The sequence below is a fragment of the Escherichia sp. Marseille-Q3837 genome (genome assembly GCF_916618735.1).
In the GTDB taxonomy this organism is placed as follows: domain Bacteria; phylum Pseudomonadota; class Gammaproteobacteria; order Enterobacterales; family Enterobacteriaceae; genus Escherichia; species Escherichia ruysiae.
Genome location: NZ_CAKAKC010000001.1, coordinates 1,786,670 through 1,803,279, shown reverse-complemented (window position 1 = coordinate 1,803,279; position 16,610 = coordinate 1,786,670). Strand labels below are relative to the sequence as shown.

The window sequence follows — 16,610 nt, the reverse complement described above, 5'->3', positions numbered from 1 at the left end:
CGGCCGCCTGCGAAGACGAACCAACAAGCTAAAACACTGATTTCAACCCGGCTGGAAGTGGCAACACGAAAGAAACGTCGTGTGCTTTTTATTTAAGCCGCGCGCCGCGTTTTATACCCCACAATGGCAGAAAATTGCAAAAGATAAATACGCAGAATGCCAGCATTGTCAGGAAAAATTTCCAGCTACGTTTTTAGCAGAATGAGACACGATTCAAAAAAAAGTGGAAATTGGGTGAAGAAGTGACCTAAAATAGCCGTCCAGATGTTAATCCATCCATACTGATTAACACTCAGACTGCCAGTGTTTTTAATCTGCAGAGTCGTGGTAGGATCCGCTACCACAGAAAATCCACACAACAGTTTGAGCTAACTAAATTCTCTTTTGGTGATATTAAATATGGCAAAACACCTTTTTACGTCCGAGTCCGTCTCTGAAGGGCATCCTGACAAAATTGCTGACCAAATCTCTGATGCTGTTTTAGACGCGATCCTCGAACAGGATCCGAAAGCACGCGTTGCTTGCGAAACCTACGTAAAAACCGGCATGGTCTTAGTTGGCGGTGAAATCACCACCAGCGCCTGGGTAGACATCGAAGAGATCACCCGTAACACCGTTCGCGAAATTGGCTATGTGCATTCCGACATGGGCTTTGACGCTAACTCCTGTGCGGTTCTGAGCGCCATCGGCAAACAATCTCCTGACATCAACCAGGGCGTTGACCGTGCCGATCCGCTGGAACAGGGCGCGGGTGACCAGGGTCTGATGTTTGGCTACGCGACCAATGAAACCGACGTGCTGATGCCAGCACCAATCACCTATGCACACCGTTTGGTACAGCGTCAGGCTGAAGTGCGTAAAAACGGCACTCTGCCGTGGCTGCGCCCGGACGCGAAAAGCCAGGTGACTTTCCAGTATGACGACGGCAAAATCGTCGGCATCGATGCTGTAGTGCTTTCCACCCAGCATTCTGAAGAGATCGACCAGAAATCCCTGCAAGAAGCGGTGATGGAAGAGATCATCAAGCCGATTCTGCCCGCTGAATGGCTGACTTCCGCAACCAAATTCTTCATCAACCCGACCGGACGTTTTGTTATCGGCGGCCCGATGGGTGACTGCGGTCTGACTGGTCGTAAAATCATCGTTGATACCTACGGCGGCATGGCTCGCCACGGTGGCGGTGCGTTCTCTGGTAAAGATCCATCAAAAGTGGACCGCTCCGCAGCCTACGCGGCACGTTATGTAGCGAAAAACATCGTTGCTGCAGGTCTGGCCGACCGTTGTGAAATTCAGGTTTCCTACGCGATCGGCGTGGCAGAACCGACCTCCATCATGGTCGAAACTTTCGGTACTGAGAAAGTACCTTCTGAACAGCTGACCCTGCTGGTACGTGAGTTCTTCGACCTGCGTCCATACGGTCTGATTCAGATGCTGGATCTGCTGCACCCGATCTACAAAGAAACCGCAGCATACGGTCACTTTGGTCGCGAACATTTCCCATGGGAAAAAACCGACAAAGCGCAACTGCTGCGCGATGCAGCCGGTCTGAAATAATCTTTTATCCCTGCTTTCAAAGGCCAGCCTCGCGCTGGCCTTTTCTTTTCTAGAGAAATGCCTGATGCGCTACGCTTATCAGGCCTGCAACCATCGCTACATGTAGACTGGATAAGCCGTTCACGCCGCATCCGGCAAAAAGCCGCCTACACGATAGCAACATTCCGTTGCTGAACACGTTTACCCGCAAATTATCACCACTACTGAAACCGATTACACCCACCACACCAACAAAATATTTATACTATTTTCACCATATTATTCAGTTTTCACAGCTGTTACATTTCTTTTCAGTAAAGTCTTAATTGCAGATAACAGCGTTTAATCTATGATGATATAACTCAATTATTTTCATGCACTTAAATCATAACTAAGATAAATGTTAGTGTAAGCGATTACACCGATGTGATTTGCCTCACATCTTTTTACGTCGTACTCACCTATCTTAATTCACAATAAAAAATAACATATTGGAGGGCATCATGCCTGACGCTAAAAAACAGGGGCGGTCAAACAAGGCAATGACGTTTTTTGTCTGCTTCCTTGCCGCTCTGGCGGGATTACTCTTTGGCCTGGATATCGGTGTAATTGCTGGCGCATTGCCGTTTATTGCAGATGAATTCCAGATAACCTCGCACACGCAAGAATGGGTCGTAAGCTCCATGATGTTTGGTGCGGCAGTCGGTGCGGTAGGCAGTGGCTGGCTCTCTTTTAAACTCGGGCGCAAAAAGAGCCTGATGATCGGCGCAATCCTGTTTGTTGCCGGTTCGCTGTTTTCTGCGGCTGCGCCGAACGTTGAAGTGCTGATTCTTTCCCGCGTTCTGCTGGGGCTGGCGGTGGGTGTTGCCTCTTATACCGCGCCGCTTTACCTCTCTGAAATTGCACCGGAAAAAATTCGCGGCAGTATGATTTCGATGTATCAGCTGATGATTACCATCGGCATCCTCGGTGCTTATCTTTCTGATACCGCCTTCAGCTACACCGGCGCATGGCGCTGGATGTTGGGTGTGATTATCATCCCGGCAATTCTGCTGCTGATTGGTGTCTTCTTCCTGCCAGACAGCCCACGTTGGTTTGCCGCCAAACGTCGCTTTGTTGATGCCGAACGCGTGCTGCTGCGCCTGCGCGATACCAGCGCGGAAGCGAAACGCGAACTGGATGAAATCCGTGAAAGTTTGCAGGTTAAACAGAGTGGCTGGGCGCTGTTTAAAGAGAACAGTAACTTCCGCCGCGCGGTGTTCCTTGGCGTACTGTTGCAGGTGATGCAGCAGTTCACCGGCATGAACGTCATCATGTATTACGCGCCGAAAATCTTCGAACTGGCGGGTTATACCAACACCACAGAGCAAATGTGGGGGACAGTGATTGTCGGCCTGACCAACGTACTCGCCACCTTTATCGCTATCGGCCTTGTTGACCGCTGGGGACGTAAACCAACGCTGACGCTGGGTTTCCTCGTCATGGCTGCGGGCATGGGCGTACTCGGCACAATGATGCATATCGGTATTCACTCACCGTCGGCGCAGTATTTCGCTATCGCCATGTTGCTGATGTTTATTGTCGGTTTTGCGATGAGCGCCGGTCCGCTGATTTGGGTACTGTGCTCCGAAATTCAGCCGCTGAAAGGCCGCGATTTTGGCATCACCTGCTCCACCGCCACCAACTGGATTGCCAACATGATCGTCGGCGCAACGTTCCTGACCATGCTCAACACGCTGGGCAACGCCAACACCTTCTGGGTGTATGCGGCTCTGAACGTGCTGTTTATCCTGCTGACGCTGTGGCTGGTGCCGGAAACCAAACACGTTTCGCTGGAACATATTGAACGTAATCTGATGAAAGGTCGTAAACTGCGCGAAATCGGCGCTCACGATTAATCTCCTCAGGCTTCCTCCCGTCGCGGAGGAAGCCGCCTCTTGCAGTCATCTTTTCTTCGCTTTATCCTCAGCCGCTATGAAAACTTCCCGTCTCCCTATCGCCATCCAACAGGCCGTTATGCGTCGCCTGCGGGAAAAACTCGCCCAGGCCAACCTGAAGCTGGGGCGTAATTACCCGGAGCCAAAAATTTCGTACACCCAGCGTGGTACATCCGCCGGAACAGCATGGCTGGACAGCTATGAAATTCGCCTCAATCCGGTGCTGCTGATGGAAAACAGCGAGGCTTTTATAGAAGAAGTGGTGCCGCACGAACTGGCGCATCTGTTGGTCTGGAAACACTTCGGTCGTGTGGCGCCGCACGGCAAAGAATGGAAGTGGATGATGGAAAGCGTGCTGGACGTTCCCGCCCGCCGCACGCATCAGTTTGAGCTACAATCCGTGCGCCGCAACACCTTCCCTTACCGCTGTAAATGCCAGGAGCATCAGCTTACCGTGCGCCGCCATAACCGCGTGGTGCGTGGAGAGGCCGTCTATCGCTGCGTTCACTGCGGTGAACAACTGGTTGCCCAATAACCAGTAGAACTATCAGGAATTTTACTGATCTGGCTGATTGCATACCAAAACAACTTTCGCTACGTTGCTCGCTCGTTTTAACACGGAGTAAGTGATGTACCGTAATTTGTCTGTGGCTGCGGTGGTACTGAGCGCAGCATTTTCCGGCCCTGCATTGGCCGAAGGCATCAATAGTTTTTCCCAGGCGAAAACAGCAGCGGTAAAAGTCTACGCTGATGTGCCGGGAACATTTTACTGCGGATGTAAAATCAACTGGCAGGGTAAAAAAGGCATCGTGGATCTGGAGTCGTGCGGATACCAGGTGCGCAAAAATGAAAACCGCGCCAGCCGCGTAGAGTGGGAACATGTGGTTCCTGCCTGGCAGTTCGGTCACCAGCGTCAGTGCTGGCAAGACGGCGGACGTAAAAACTGCGCCAAAGATCCGGTTTATCGCAAAATGGAAAGCGATATGCATAACCTTCAGCCCGCAATAGGCGAAGTGAACGGCGATCGCGGCAATTTTATGTATAGTCAGTGGAACGGCGGCGAAGGGCAGTACGGGCAGTGTGCCATGAAGGTGGATTTCAAAGAAAAAGTGGCTGAACCACCCGCTCATACGCGAGGCATCATTGCACGAACTTATTTCTACATGCGTGACCAGTACAACCTGACTCTCTCACGCCAACAAACGCAGCTTTTTAACGCCTGGAACAAGATGTATCCGGTGACCGACTGGGAGTGCGAGCGCGACGAACGTATTGCGAAGATGCAAGGCAATCATAACCCGTATGTGCAACGCGCTTGCCAGGCGCGAAAGAGCTAACCTACACTAGCGGGATTCTTTTTGTTAACCCCTACCCCACGCGGACAACCGCGTGGGGAGACGACGCGGATTTTTAACCATGCGTATCCCCCGCATTTATCATCCAGAACCACTTATCAGCAACTCTCACATCGCGCTTTGCGAAGATGCCGCCAACCATATCGGACGTGTGCTGCGTATGGGACCTGGACAGGCGTTGCAATTGTTTGACGGCAGCAACCAGGTCTTTGACGCAGAAATTACCAGCGCCAGCAAAAAAAGTGTCGAAGTAAAAGTGCTGGAAGGTCAGCTCGACGATCGTGAATCCCCGTTGCATATTCATCTCGGTCAGGTGATGTCGCGCGGTGAAAAAATGGAATTTACTATCCAGAAATCGATCGAACTTGGAGTAAGCCTCATTACGCCACTTTTTTCTGAACGCTGCGGCGTTAAACTGGATAGCGAACGTCTGAACAAGAAGCTCCAGCAGTGGCAGAAGATTGCAATTGCTGCCTGTGAGCAGTGTGGTCGTAACCGGGTGCCGGAAATCCGTCCAGCGATGGATCTGGAAGCCTGGTGTGCAGAGCAGGATGAAGGGCTGAAACTGAATCTTCACCCGCGCGCCAGTAACAGCATCAATACGTTGCCGTTACCGGTTGAACGCGTCCGCCTGCTGATTGGCCCGGAAGGCGGTTTATCGGCAGATGAAATTGCCATGACTGCCCGCTATCAATTTACTGATATCCTGTTGGGACCTCGCGTTTTGCGTACAGAGACAACTGCGCTCACCGCCATTACCGCGCTACAAGTACGATTTGGCGATTTGGGCTAACGGAGAAGAATAATGATCAAGCTCGGCATCGTGATGGATCCCATCGCAAACATCAACATCAAGAAAGATTCCAGCTTCGCTATGTTGCTGGAAGCACAACGTCGTGGTTACGAACTTCACTATATGGAGATGGCCGATCTCTATTTGATTAACGGTGAAGCCCGTGCTCATACGCGTACTCTGAGCGTTGAACAAAACTACGATAAATGGTACGAGTTTACGGGGGAGCAAGATCTGCCACTGGCCGATCTCGACGTGATCCTGATGCGTAAAGATCCGCCCTTTGATACCGAGTTTATCTACGCCACTTACATTCTGGAACGTGCCGAAGAGAAAGGTACGCTGATCGTTAACAAGCCGCAGAGCCTGCGCGACTGTAACGAAAAACTGTTTACCGCCTGGTTCTCTGACTTAACACCAGAAACGCTGGTCACGCGCAATAAAGCACAGTTGAAGGCGTTCTGGGAAAAACACACCGACATTATCCTTAAGCCGCTGGACGGTATGGGCGGTGCGTCTATTTTCCGGGTGAAAGAAGGCGATCCGAACCTCGGCGTAATAGCCGAAACCCTGACTGAACACGGCACGCGCTACTGCATGGCGCAGAATTATCTGCCTGCCATTAAAGATGGCGACAAGCGCGTGCTGGTCGTCGATGGCGAGCCGGTGCCGTACTGTCTGGCACGTATTCCGCAGGGTGGCGAAACCCGTGGCAATCTGGCTGCCGGTGGTCGTGGCGAACCTCGTCCGCTAACTGAAAGTGACTGGAAAATCGCCCGCCAGGTTGGGCCGACGCTGAAAGAAAAAGGACTGATTTTTGTTGGCCTGGATATTATCGGCGACCGTCTGACTGAAATTAACGTCACCAGCCCAACCTGTATTCGTGAGATTGAAGCAGAGTTTCCGGTCTCGATCACCGGAATGTTAATGGATGCCATAGAAGCACGTTTACAGCAGCAATAACCCAGTTTAACGAGAGGGATCTCGTTGAGACTCTGAGTGACAGCGCCCTTCTTTCCACGCATACTGGGCGCTGTTGCTTTTTTGAACCAGGAAACAGAACCTCTGACAATGAATTTACAGCATCACTTTCTTATTGCCATGCCTGCTCTCCAGGATCCGATTTTCCGTCGTTCCGTGGTCTACATTTGCGAACATAATACCAATGGCGCAATGGGGATTATCATTAATAAGCCACTGGAAAATCTCAAAATTGAAGGGATTCTGGAAAAGCTGAAGATCACGCCGGAGCCGCGTGATGAATCAATCCGTCTGGACAAACCGGTTATGCTCGGTGGCCCGCTAGCTGAAGATCGCGGGTTTATTTTGCATACTCCACCATCAAATTTTGCTTCCAGTATTCGCATTTCAGACAACACGGTGATGACCACCTCCCGCGATGTACTTGAAACGCTCGGCACCGATAAACAACCGTCTGACGTATTGGTGGCGTTGGGTTACGCCTCCTGGGATAAAGGCCAGCTGGAACAAGAGATTCTCGACAACGCCTGGCTAACCGCCCCAGCAGATCTGAATATTCTGTTCAAAACGCCGATTGCCGACCGCTGGCGCGATGCGGCAAGACTGATTGGTGTGGATATTCTCACCATGCCTGGTGTGGCAGGACACGCCTGATGAGTGGAACCTTACTCGCCTTCGACTTCGGCACCAAAAGCATTGGCGTAGCGGTCGGCCAACGCATTACCGGCACCGCTCGCCCTTTGCCTGCAATTAAAGCACAGGACGGTACGCCGGACTGGAACATCATCGAACGTTTACTGAAAGAATGGCAGCCGGACGAAATCATCGTCGGTTTGCCGCTGAATATGGACGGCACCGAGCAACCATTGACTGCCAGGGCGCGTAAATTCGCCAACCGTATTCATGGTCGTTTCGGTATTGAAGTAAAGCTACATGACGAGCGTCTTAGCACCGTAGAAGCGCGTTCCGGGCTTTTTGAACAAGGTGGTTACCGGGCACTCAACAAAGGTAAAGTCGACTCTGCCTCTGCGGTTATCATTCTCGAAAGTTATTTCGAGCAGGGTTATTAAGGCGATTTATAAGCCTGGCGAATTGTCATTACCGTCATCTTGCCGGATGCGGCGTAAACGCCTTATCCAGCCTACATGTGGCAACGGCTGTAGGTCTGATAAGACGCGTTAGCGTCGCATCAGACGTTCATTGCCGGATGCTGCGTTTGTATGCCTGATAAGCGTAGCGAATCAGGCATATTTACGAAGCTAATCAACCAATTTCGCCTCACAAACGCCCTTCCCCCACCCGCTGCTGATAACTCTGCTGAAAAGTTAACATCCCCACTTGTTGCCCGGTTTGAATAACGTGTGGTAACTGGTGGGTTTTCCCTTCGCGAATCAAATTCCCCACCGCTGGCGTGTTAATCAATAATTCAAACAGCGCCACGCGCCCTTCCTGCTTATCCACTTCCAGCTTTTGTGACAACACCGCCCGTAAACTCCCCGCCAGTTGATTACGCACGGGATCTTTTTCCTGCGCCGGAAATGAATCCACCAGCCGCTCAACGGCCTGCGCCGCACCGCGCGTATGTAAGGTCGCCAGCACCAGATGCCCGGTTTCTGCCGCCGTCAGCGCCAGACGTATTGTCTCGCTGTCACGCAGCTCTCCGAGCAATATCACATCGGGATCTTCCCGCAATGCAGCACGCAATCCCGATGCGAACGTCATACAGTGCAAACCGATTTCTCGCTGCTGGATCAAACATCGCTGGCTGGCATAGAGATATTCAACAGGATCTTCCAGCGTCAGAATATGCGCATCGACATGTTGATTGAGATAGCCAACCATCGCCGCCAGCGTGGTAGATTTGCCACTCCCCGTCGCTCCCGTCACCAGAATCAGGCCATTCTCGCTCTTGAGTAATTCCGGCAATACCGGTGGCGCACCAAGCTGTTCGAACTGTGGACGGTGCGAAGGTAACAACCGTAATGCCAGAGAAATACCTTGCCGTTGCGCGAACGCACTGCCGCGCAACCGCTGGTTTTCCGCCAGCGATACGGCAAAATCAAGCTGACCATTTTCAAGTAATATCGCCCTCTGCTCGTCATCCAGCCACTCCCGCAGTAGCTCTTCCACGTCCGGTGCGTTAAACGGTGCAGCTTCCATTCTGCCGCGAATGCGCCATCGTGCGGGCCAGGCGCTGCACAGGTGTAGATCCGAGACGTTATGCTTTACACTAAGGGCCACAATTTCTTCCATATTCATACTAAGATCCTCGGAAAATGAACGATATTGCGCATAACCTGGCACAGGTCCGGGACAAAATCTCAGCGGCTGCAACGCGTTGCGGCCGTTCTCCAGAAGAAATTACGCTGCTTGCAGTCAGTAAAACAAAACCTGCGAGCGCCATCGCAGAAGCCATCGACGCCGGGCAGCGTCAATTTGGTGAAAACTACGTTCAGGAAGGGGTAGATAAAATTCGCCACTTTCAGGAGCTGGGCGTAACAGGATTAGAATGGCATTTTATTGGTCCGCTACAGTCCAACAAAAGTCGCCTGGTGGCAGAGCATTTCGACTGGTGTCATACCATCGACCGTTTGCGTATCGCTACCCGCCTGAACGACCAGCGACCGGCAGAACTCCCCCCTCTTAACGTACTGATTCAAATTAATATTAGTGATGAAAACAGTAAGTCCGGGATTCAACTGGTAGAACTGGACGAACTGGCGGCTGCGGTTGCTGAACTACCGCGTCTACGCCTGCGCGGGCTGATGGCTATCCCGGCGCCTGAGTCAGAATATGTAAGGCAGTTTGAAGTTGCACGCCAAATGGCTGTAGCATTTGCCGGACTGAAAACGCGCTACCCGCATGTCGATACGCTCTCTCTGGGGATGTCGGACGATATGGAAGCCGCCATTGCGGCAGGTAGCACAATGGTTCGCATCGGCACAGCCATCTTTGGTGCGCGTGATTACTCTAAAAAATAAGGAATTAAAGGAACGCCATGAATACGTTGACTTTCCTGCTTTCAACGGTCATTGAGCTGTATACCATGGTGCTGTTATTACGCATCTGGATGCAGTGGGCTCATTGTGATTTTTATAACCCTTTCTCACAGTTTGTGGTGAAAGTGACACAGCCAATTATCGGGCCACTGCGCCGCGTTATTCCGGCAATGGGACCCATTGACAGCGCCTCGCTGCTGGTTGCCTATATTCTCAGTTTCATCAAAGCCATTGTGCTGTTTAAAGTGGTGACCTTCCTGCCAATCATCTGGATTGCCGGTTTATTAATTCTGCTGAAAACCATCGGCCTGCTGATTTTCTGGGTACTGCTGGTGATGGCGATTATGAGCTGGGTAAGCCAGGGTCGTAGCCCGATTGAATACGTGCTGATTCAGCTTGCCGATCCGCTGCTGCGTCCAATTCGCCGCCTGCTGCCGGCAATGGGTGGGATTGATTTCTCGCCGATGATCCTCGTTCTGCTGCTGTATGTCATCAATATGGGTGTCGCAGAAGTATTACAGGCGACAGGAAACATGCTGCTGCCGGGGCTGTGGATGGCGTTATGAGTGCCGTAACAGTTAACGATGACGGTCTGGTTTTGCGGCTTTATATTCAGCCAAAAGCCAGCCGTGATTCTATTGTCGGTTTACATGGCGACGAGGTAAAAGTCGCCATTACCGCGCCGCCGGTTGACGGCCAGGCCAACAGCCATCTGGTGAAATTTCTCGGTAAGCAATTCCGGGTAGCCAAAAGCCAGGTGGTGATAGAAAAAGGCGAACTTGGCCGCCACAAACAAATTAAAATCATTAATCCGCAACAAATCCCGCCAGAAATCGCGGCGTTAATTAATTAGGTATCCTATGCAAAAAGTTGTCCTCGCAACCGGCAATGCCGGTAAAGTGCGTGAGCTGGCGTCGCTGCTTAGCGACTTCGGTCTTGATATCGTGGCTCAAACGGAGCTTGGCGTTGATTCCGCCGAAGAAACCGGCCTGACCTTTATCGAAAACGCGATTCTGAAAGCGCGCCACGCGGCAAAAGCGACCGGTTTACCGGCGATTGCCGACGACTCCGGTCTGGCGGTAGATGCGCTGGGTGGCGCGCCAGGGATTTACTCCGCGCGTTATTCCGGTGAAGACGCGACCGATCAAAAGAATCTGCAAAAACTGCTGGGAACACTGAAAGACGTACCGGACGACCAACGTCAGGCTCGCTTCCACTGTGTGCTGGTGTATCTGCGTCACGCGGAAGATCCCACTCCGCTGGTATGTCACGGCAGCTGGCCGGGCGTGATTACCCGTGAACCTTCCGGTACTGGCGGCTTTGGTTATGATCCAATTTTCTTCGTGCCTTCCGAAGGCAAAACCGCTGCCGAACTGACCCGCGAAGAAAAGAGCGCCATTTCCCATCGTGGTCAGGCATTGAAACTGCTGCTGGACGCTTTACGTAATGGTTAAATTACCGCCGCTGAGTCTTTACATTCACATCCCGTGGTGCGTGCAGAAATGCCCGTACTGCGATTTCAACTCTCACGCGTTGAAAGGGGAAGTGCCGCACGATGATTATGTTCAGCATTTGCTTAGCGATCTGGACAACGATGTCGTTTACGCACAGAACCGTGAAGTAAAGACAATCTTTATTGGCGGTGGTACGCCGAGCCTGCTTTCCGGCCCGGCGATGCAAACGCTGCTGGACGGCGTGCGTGCGCGTTTGCCGCTGGCAGCGGATGCAGAAATTACCATGGAAGCGAACCCCGGTACGGTAGAAGCCGATCGCTTTGTTGATTATCAGCGTGCCGGTGTAAATCGTATCTCTATTGGGGTACAGAGTTTTAGCGAAGAAAAGTTGAAACGGCTGGGACGTATTCATGGCCCGCAAGAAGCGAAGCGTGCTGCAAAACTGGCAAGCGAGCTGGGGCTGCGTAGCTTTAACCTTGATTTAATGCATGGGCTACCGGATCAATCGCTGGAAGAGGCGCTTGGCGATCTGCGCCAGGCTATTGAACTGAATCCGCCGCATCTTTCCTGGTATCAACTGACCATCGAACCTAATACGCTGTTTGGTTCACGACCGCCGGTACTGCCGGACGACGACGCGCTGTGGGATATTTTCGAACAGGGGCATCAGTTATTAACCGCAGCGGGTTATCAGCAATATGAAACTTCCGCTTACGCCAAACCGGGTTATCAGTGCCAGCACAATCTTAACTACTGGCGATTTGGTGACTACATCGGCATCGGCTGCGGTGCACACGGCAAAGTGAGCTTCCCGAACGGGCGCATTCTGCGTACCACCAAAACGCGTCATCCGCGTGGTTTTATGCAGGGAAGGTATCTGGAAAGCCAGCGCGATGTTGAAACCGCAGATAAGCCATTCGAGTTCTTTATGAATCGCTTCCGTTTGCTGGAAGCCGCACCGCGCGTGGAGTTTAGCCAGTACACAGGTCTTTCTGAAGAGGTGATTCGCCAACAGTTAGACGAGGCTATCGCTCAGGGTTATCTCACTGAGTGTGCAGATTACTGGCAGATAACGGAACATGGGAAGTTGTTTTTAAATTCGCTGCTGGAGCTTTTTCTGGCGGAGTAAACTTGTAGCCGGATGCGGCGTGAACGCAGCATCCGGCTACAGGTCATACGTCGTCGCAATAATTACTTAATCACCCCATTACGTCGTAATTGTTCGGTATCTTTTTTCCAGCGATCGCTCGCCTGATTGATATCGTCAATCTTCATTAATATCGCGACTTTTTTACTGTTTATTTCTGAAACTTTCATCGTTAACGGATATTGCCCTTTCTCGAGCGTTATCCAGTCATCCTGCAATTTACGGCTAAGTTTTTGTGATTGCAGAAAGGTCTGTCGCCGCTGTTCGTTGATATCGAAATCCCGTTTCTGCTGAATCGGCACTTCATAACACTCTTCGCTTTGTTTATGACATGCCGCAATCGCCGGTTGATAAACCTCTTTGTCATATTTAACCGCGAACGCCTCGCTATCATTCTGTTTATTAAACTCATCACGCTGTTGGTGAATTTTTTTAAAGGCGTCTTCGCGGGTCATTTGCTTGCCGTTTGCATCTTTTCCCCAATATGTATCTGCTGCTTTCTGCGCCGCCGCCATTTGCTTATCAAGCTCTTTCACTTCCTTTTCCAGCGCAGGAATCGAGTTCTTCTGGGTATTCAACGCTGACTCAAGCTGACTAAAGCGATAATTGAAATCTTCGCTATTCACGATCAGATATTTATTATTCGTTTTGATATCGTCGACCACCCGTCCACGATCGCTGGCTGCTGCCTGAAAAGAGTAAAAGCTCACCGTCCAGCCAGACGCAGGTGTTCCTTTACTGGTTAACATCGCCGAAAATTTTACGGGCTTATCTTTCGTCCAGGTCTGCCCCAGTAGTTGGTAGTCTGCCAGTTGACCAACCCAGGTATAGAGATCATCACTGGAAGAAACATCGCCTTCCGCTGACCAGGTGGCCTGATTACCTTTCGCATCAAGGTTTTTTAAACTGATGGCATCAAGCTTGAGAATACCGTGATACTGCTTGTTGAATTGATCTTTTAAGACATTTTCAGTTGGCGGTTCGCCATCGGCCCAGCCATTACCAGACATCAACACAAACAGCGCCGTGCCTACAATCCATTGCTTTTTCACCAGAAAACCCTCGCGAGGAATAATTTATTCCAGTGATTATCATCAGGGTAATAACAATTGGCAATGGACGTGAGTCTGAAGTGAAAAAGCCCCGGCACGATACCGGGGCGAGGCGATTAGTACTGATTGAAAATCTGCTGGATCTGCTGTGGATCTTTGGTTTGCGTCAGTGCCAGTTGCAGCAGAACGCGCGCTTTTTGCGGGTTCAGCGTGCCAGAAGCGACGAAACCGTATTTTGCGTCATCCACTTCGGCATCCTGAGTGGTTGCGCCCGTCGGTACGCGGGAAGAACGTACTACCGCAGTGCCGTTTTTCGCAGCGGTCGCCAGGGTGTCGAACACGGTTTTATACAGATTGCCGTTACCCACACCGGCGCTAACGATACCGTCGTAGCCTGCATCTACCAGTGCTTTTACCGGAAGATCGGATGCGTTGGCGTAGTTATAAACGATGCCGACTTTCGGTAGTTCATTCAGCTTAGAGACATCGAACGGCGTGTCGCTGGTGTGCTTACGTGCCGGAGTACGCTGGTAGTCAATCTTACCGTTGTGAATGTAACCCAACGGACCGTAGTTAACAGATTTGAAGGTCGCTACATCGGTGGTATTAGTTTTGGTGACATCACGGCCATCAAGCACGGTGTCGTTCATCACCACCAGCACACCACGGTTGGCGGAGGCTTTATCGGCTGCGGTCACTACCGCGTTATACAGATTAAATGGACCGTCTGCGCTCATGGAAGTGGACGGGCGCATTGCGCCTACCATCACTACAGGCTTGTCACATTTCACGGTCAGGTCGAGGAAGTAAGCGGTTTCTTCCATCGTGTCAGTACCGTGGGTAATAACGAAGCCGTCGGTTTTATCGCAGTCGGTGTTAATTTTTTTCGCCAGCGTCAGCCAGACATTATCATTCATGTCCTGGGAGCCAATGTTAACTACCTGCTCGCCTTTAACGTTCGCAATGTCCTTCAGTTGCGGCACCGCATTGACCAGATTTTCTACGCCAACTTTACCCGCTGTGTAGTTAGATTTGGTTGCGGAGTCACCACCGCCGGCAATCGTCCCGCCGGTCGCTAAAATGGTGATATTCGGTAATGCTAATGCTGCACCACTAAAACCCATAACCAGTGCGGCAAGTGCCGTCTTTTTGAAAAACTCCATTTCATTCCTCCAGTTACGTGAACGCTACGTATTATCCCTTAGCTTTGTATGGAAAATTTGACGTTAAACAATTTACAACGTGAATGAATTTTGGAGATCTATAAAGTTAGAGGCAGGTAACAAAACGAAGAATTAAACGGCATAAAAAAGTATTATGCCGTCTTAAAATAGAGGATTATTTCAAATTCCCGACCAGGGCATTGCGGCTATCTTCCAGTGTTACGACACGGCTACAGACATCTTTGCCAAACTGCTGGAAATCTTTTTCCTGCTTTTTCCACTCGGTTTGGATTGAGGATTGCAGCCCCCCCAGGCTTCCCAGCACGTTCTGTAATGGGTTACCGCCGCTTTTCAGCACCGCTTTCGCGCCCATTTCATTAATGCTGTCCTGCAAAATACCGCCCATTGCCTGATTCACTAACTGCTGGCCTTCGGCGCGAACCTGATCGATAGCTTTATAGTGGAACGTCAGGCCATCGCTGCGCGTTTCGATAATGCGGTTCATCTGCTCTTTTAATTGCGCATCCAGTTTGGTCAGACGGCTGCGCATTTTGCTGCTTTCGCCCATCTCCTGAACGATAATTTTATCCAGCGCGACGCGAGCTTTCTCGACGCGACTTTTCGCGCCTTCATCAATCCACGGTAACGTACTGCGCAATTCTGCCTGATAATCCTTCGCCTGCTCGCGTTGGGCAGCGTTCAGAGAATATTGTTTGCCGTTGTACATCACGTTGCCGTCTGGCGTGATCACCAGATTGCCGTTTTCGCCCTTCACCTGCACGGTTTGCGGGCTGACAATCACATCGTCACGCGGCGTGACGCTGCACTGGTAGTCGGCGTGAGCGGTCATTGCCGTCACTGAAAGTGCTGCCGCCAGCAGCATTTTGCGCATCATAATCTTCCCTCAAGAACAAATCAGGCCAGCATTTGCTGGCCCAGATTGATAACAAAGTGCGCGTTGTCCATGCCGGATGCGGCGTAAACGCCTTATCCGGCCTACTCGATCGTGCATCTTTGTAGACCTGATAAGCGTAGCGCATCAGGCAGTTTTGCATTTGTCATCGCCCGTATGTTTTCTTAGTCCCACCAAACGTCGAAAAGTTCGCTGGTGCGTACCTCATCCAGTTTGCGCTCTTCCAGCCACTTACGCACAATCGCCTGATGTTCTTCGGTGCATTTGCCGATTTCCTGCATACAGATCAGACCTTCCCAGGCCAGATAGCCGCTGCCGTCAAAGGCCAGTTTGTTCGGTTCGATAACCTCGTTAATAAAGTCATCAACGGTTTTATCAATCTGTTCTTCCGATGTACCTTCCGGGAATCGCCATGCCACCGAAAATCCTAATTCCTGGAATTCGTCGATGTGCATTTTTTTACGCAGACGACGGCTACGGTTCTTTGCCATTATTTCACCCTCTCGAACATTAAGTCCCATACTCCGTGACCAAGACGATGACCACGTTGTTCAAATTTCGTCACCGGACGTGATGCCGGACGCGGTACGTAATCATTGCTCTCTGACAGGTTTTTATAACCGTCAATAGAAGACATCACTTCAAGCATATGTTCCGCATAAGGTTCCCAGTCGGTCGCCATATGGAATACGCCCCCCAGCTGCAGTTTGCTTTTTACCAGTTCGGCAAACGGCACCTGAACGATACGGCGTTTATTATGGCGCGCTTTGTGCCACGGGTCAGGGAAAAAGAGCTGCACCATGCGCAATGAATTGTCAGGAATCATTTTATGCAGCACTTCAACCGCATCGTGACACATCACGCGCAGGTTGCTTAAGCCCTCTTCATGCGCAGAAGCCAGGCACGCACCAACGCCCGGTGAATGCACTTCAATGCCGAGGAAGTCCTGCTCGGGGCGATCTTTAGCCATTGCCACCAGCGACGCCCCCATGCCAAAACCAATCTCAAGCGTCACCGGCGCTTCACGGCCAAAAAGCGCGGGGAAATCCAGCATATCTTCGCTGAACTCAACGCCCATCACCGGCCAGTAGTTTTCCAGCGCATGTTCCTGGCCTTTGGTCAGTCGCCCCTGGCGGCGCACAAAACTACGGATACGGCGCAGTGGGCGGCCGTTTTCATCAAATTCCGGTGAAATGACGTCGTTTTTCATAAAGATTTAGTCGCTTGTGAAAGTGTTCTGAAAACGGGCATTATCCAAAGTTAGTTGCCGGATGCAAGCATGA

General features: G+C 51.2%; 19 protein-coding genes and 1 pseudogene. 13 read left to right on the top strand and 7 right to left on the bottom strand.

The features are described 5' to 3' along the window. Positions 1–92: 92 nt before the first annotated feature. Positions 93–344, bottom strand: a pseudogene (locus tag LG381_RS22330) (hypothetical protein). Positions 345–399: 55 nt separating this feature from the next. Here LG381_RS22330 and metK point away from each other — a divergent pair. The 8 genes from metK (at position 400) to ruvX (ending at position 7,669) form a co-directional block, all read left to right on the top strand. After that, positions 400–1,554 carry a methionine adenosyltransferase gene (gene metK, locus LG381_RS08430; RefSeq protein ID WP_001062128.1) on the top strand — a complete coding sequence of 385 codons (1,155 nt, stop codon included), beginning with the start codon at positions 400–402 and terminating at the stop codon, positions 1,552–1,554. A 482-nt stretch (positions 1,555–2,036) separates the two neighbouring features. Then, a complete protein-coding gene (gene galP, locus LG381_RS08425) occupies positions 2,037–3,431 on the top strand; it encodes a galactose/proton symporter (RefSeq protein ID WP_001112301.1) in 1,395 nt (464 codons plus the stop codon). Positions 3,432–3,507: 76 nt separating this feature from the next. Then, positions 3,508–4,005: a SprT family zinc-dependent metalloprotease gene (locus LG381_RS08420; protein WP_225762268.1), complete on the top strand. Its 498-nt coding sequence runs from the start codon at positions 3,508–3,510 to the stop codon at positions 4,003–4,005. Between the two features lie 94 nt (positions 4,006–4,099). Next, positions 4,100–4,807 carry a deoxyribonuclease I gene (endA, locus tag LG381_RS08415; protein ID WP_000286195.1) on the top strand — a complete coding sequence of 236 codons (708 nt, stop codon included), beginning with the start codon at positions 4,100–4,102 and terminating at the stop codon, positions 4,805–4,807. 79 nt (positions 4,808–4,886) lie between these two features. After that, positions 4,887–5,618, top strand: a complete 732-nt coding sequence (gene rsmE, locus LG381_RS08410) for a 16S rRNA (uracil(1498)-N(3))-methyltransferase (protein WP_010350368.1) — start codon at positions 4,887–4,889, stop codon at positions 5,616–5,618. 12 nt (positions 5,619–5,630) lie between these two features. After that, positions 5,631–6,581: a glutathione synthase gene (gshB, locus tag LG381_RS08405; protein WP_000593254.1), complete on the top strand. Its 951-nt coding sequence runs from the start codon at positions 5,631–5,633 to the stop codon at positions 6,579–6,581. 108 nt (positions 6,582–6,689) lie between these two features. Next, complete coding sequence (locus tag LG381_RS08400; RefSeq protein ID WP_010347742.1) at positions 6,690–7,253, top strand: YqgE/AlgH family protein; 564 nt, start codon at positions 6,690–6,692, stop codon at positions 7,251–7,253. Beyond that, a complete protein-coding gene (gene ruvX, locus LG381_RS08395) occupies positions 7,253–7,669 on the top strand; it encodes a Holliday junction resolvase RuvX (protein WP_000017102.1) in 417 nt (138 codons plus the stop codon). The genes LG381_RS08400 and ruvX overlap by 1 nt, the downstream gene beginning before the upstream one ends. A 208-nt stretch (positions 7,670–7,877) precedes the next feature. Here the strand turns inward: ruvX and LG381_RS08390 are convergent, their stop codons facing one another. After that, the gene (locus LG381_RS08390) at positions 7,878–8,858 is read right to left on the bottom strand and encodes a type IV pilus twitching motility protein PilT (RefSeq protein WP_225762267.1); all 981 of its coding nucleotides are present in this window, start codon (positions 8,856–8,858) and stop codon (positions 7,878–7,880) included. Between the two features lie 17 nt (positions 8,859–8,875). Between LG381_RS08390 and yggS the strand changes: the two genes are divergently transcribed. From yggS to hemW, 5 genes are read left to right on the top strand one after another with little or no spacing between them, the layout of a single operon-like run. Further along, complete coding sequence (yggS, locus tag LG381_RS08385; protein ID WP_225762266.1) at positions 8,876–9,580, top strand: pyridoxal phosphate homeostasis protein; 705 nt, start codon at positions 8,876–8,878, stop codon at positions 9,578–9,580. Between the two features lie 17 nt (positions 9,581–9,597). Further along, positions 9,598–10,164, top strand: a complete 567-nt coding sequence (gene yggT, locus LG381_RS08380) for an osmotic shock tolerance protein YggT (protein ID WP_001094831.1) — start codon at positions 9,598–9,600, stop codon at positions 10,162–10,164. Continuing rightward, on the top strand, positions 10,161–10,451 hold the full coding sequence (gene yggU, locus LG381_RS08375) for a DUF167 family protein YggU (protein WP_001277222.1): 291 nt from the start codon (positions 10,161–10,163) through the stop codon (positions 10,449–10,451). Before yggT ends, yggU begins: the two co-directional genes overlap by 4 nt. A gap of 7 nt (positions 10,452–10,458) precedes the next feature. After that, positions 10,459–11,052 carry an XTP/dITP diphosphatase gene (locus LG381_RS08370; protein WP_225762265.1) on the top strand — a complete coding sequence of 198 codons (594 nt, stop codon included), beginning with the start codon at positions 10,459–10,461 and terminating at the stop codon, positions 11,050–11,052. Beyond that, a complete protein-coding gene (gene hemW, locus LG381_RS08365) occupies positions 11,045–12,181 on the top strand; it encodes a radical SAM family heme chaperone HemW (RefSeq protein ID WP_105280227.1) in 1,137 nt (378 codons plus the stop codon). The genes LG381_RS08370 and hemW overlap by 8 nt, the downstream gene beginning before the upstream one ends. Before the next feature lie 62 nt (positions 12,182–12,243). Here the strand turns inward: hemW and LG381_RS08360 are convergent, their stop codons facing one another. The 5 genes from LG381_RS08360 to trmB form a co-directional block, all read right to left on the bottom strand. After that, complete coding sequence (locus LG381_RS08360; RefSeq protein WP_225762264.1) at positions 12,244–13,251, bottom strand: DUF1202 family protein; 1,008 nt, start codon at positions 13,249–13,251, stop codon at positions 12,244–12,246. 116 nt (positions 13,252–13,367) lie between these two features. Then, positions 13,368–14,414 (bottom strand): L-asparaginase 2, encoded by a 1,047-nt coding sequence (ansB, locus tag LG381_RS08355; protein WP_032226203.1) that lies wholly within the window; start codon positions 14,412–14,414, stop codon positions 13,368–13,370. 175 nt (positions 14,415–14,589) lie between these two features. Further along, complete coding sequence (locus tag LG381_RS08350; RefSeq protein ID WP_225762263.1) at positions 14,590–15,309, bottom strand: DUF2884 domain-containing protein; 720 nt, start codon at positions 15,307–15,309, stop codon at positions 14,590–14,592. A 182-nt stretch (positions 15,310–15,491) separates the two neighbouring features. Continuing rightward, entirely contained in the window at positions 15,492–15,818 is a 327-nt protein-coding gene (locus LG381_RS08345) for a YggL family protein (RefSeq protein ID WP_001107564.1), read from the bottom strand. Further along, a complete protein-coding gene (gene trmB / locus LG381_RS08340) occupies positions 15,818–16,537 on the bottom strand; it encodes a tRNA (guanosine(46)-N7)-methyltransferase TrmB (RefSeq protein WP_000786911.1) in 720 nt (239 codons plus the stop codon). The genes LG381_RS08345 and trmB overlap by 1 nt, the downstream gene beginning before the upstream one ends. Positions 16,538–16,610 lie beyond the last annotated feature (73 nt).

Coding starts and splice junctions, on each gene's coding strand:
- gshB (WP_000593254.1), top strand. CDS start 5,631: ATGATCAAGCTCGGCATCGTGATGGATCCCATCGCAAACATCAACATC.
- metK (WP_001062128.1), top strand. CDS start 400: ATGGCAAAACACCTTTTTACGTCCGAGTCCGTCTCTGAAGGGCATCCT.
- LG381_RS08390 (WP_225762267.1), bottom strand. CDS start 8,858: ATGAATATGGAAGAAATTGTGGCCCTTAGTGTAAAGCATAACGTCTCG.
- galP (WP_001112301.1), top strand. CDS start 2,037: ATGCCTGACGCTAAAAAACAGGGGCGGTCAAACAAGGCAATGACGTTT.
- endA (WP_000286195.1), top strand. CDS start 4,100: ATGTACCGTAATTTGTCTGTGGCTGCGGTGGTACTGAGCGCAGCATTT.
- trmB (WP_000786911.1), bottom strand. CDS start 16,537: ATGAAAAACGACGTCATTTCACCGGAATTTGATGAAAACGGCCGCCCA.
- ansB (WP_032226203.1), bottom strand. CDS start 14,414: ATGGAGTTTTTCAAAAAGACGGCACTTGCCGCACTGGTTATGGGTTTT.
- LG381_RS08400 (WP_010347742.1), top strand. CDS start 6,690: ATGAATTTACAGCATCACTTTCTTATTGCCATGCCTGCTCTCCAGGAT.
- rsmE (WP_010350368.1), top strand. CDS start 4,887: ATGCGTATCCCCCGCATTTATCATCCAGAACCACTTATCAGCAACTCT.
- yggU (WP_001277222.1), top strand. CDS start 10,161: ATGAGTGCCGTAACAGTTAACGATGACGGTCTGGTTTTGCGGCTTTAT.
- ruvX (WP_000017102.1), top strand. CDS start 7,253: ATGAGTGGAACCTTACTCGCCTTCGACTTCGGCACCAAAAGCATTGGC.
- LG381_RS08420 (WP_225762268.1), top strand. CDS start 3,508: ATGAAAACTTCCCGTCTCCCTATCGCCATCCAACAGGCCGTTATGCGT.
- hemW (WP_105280227.1), top strand. CDS start 11,045: ATGGTTAAATTACCGCCGCTGAGTCTTTACATTCACATCCCGTGGTGC.
- LG381_RS08350 (WP_225762263.1), bottom strand. CDS start 15,309: ATGATGCGCAAAATGCTGCTGGCGGCAGCACTTTCAGTGACGGCAATG.
- LG381_RS08345 (WP_001107564.1), bottom strand. CDS start 15,818: ATGGCAAAGAACCGTAGCCGTCGTCTGCGTAAAAAAATGCACATCGAC.
- LG381_RS08370 (WP_225762265.1), top strand. CDS start 10,459: ATGCAAAAAGTTGTCCTCGCAACCGGCAATGCCGGTAAAGTGCGTGAG.
- yggT (WP_001094831.1), top strand. CDS start 9,598: ATGAATACGTTGACTTTCCTGCTTTCAACGGTCATTGAGCTGTATACC.
- yggS (WP_225762266.1), top strand. CDS start 8,876: ATGAACGATATTGCGCATAACCTGGCACAGGTCCGGGACAAAATCTCA.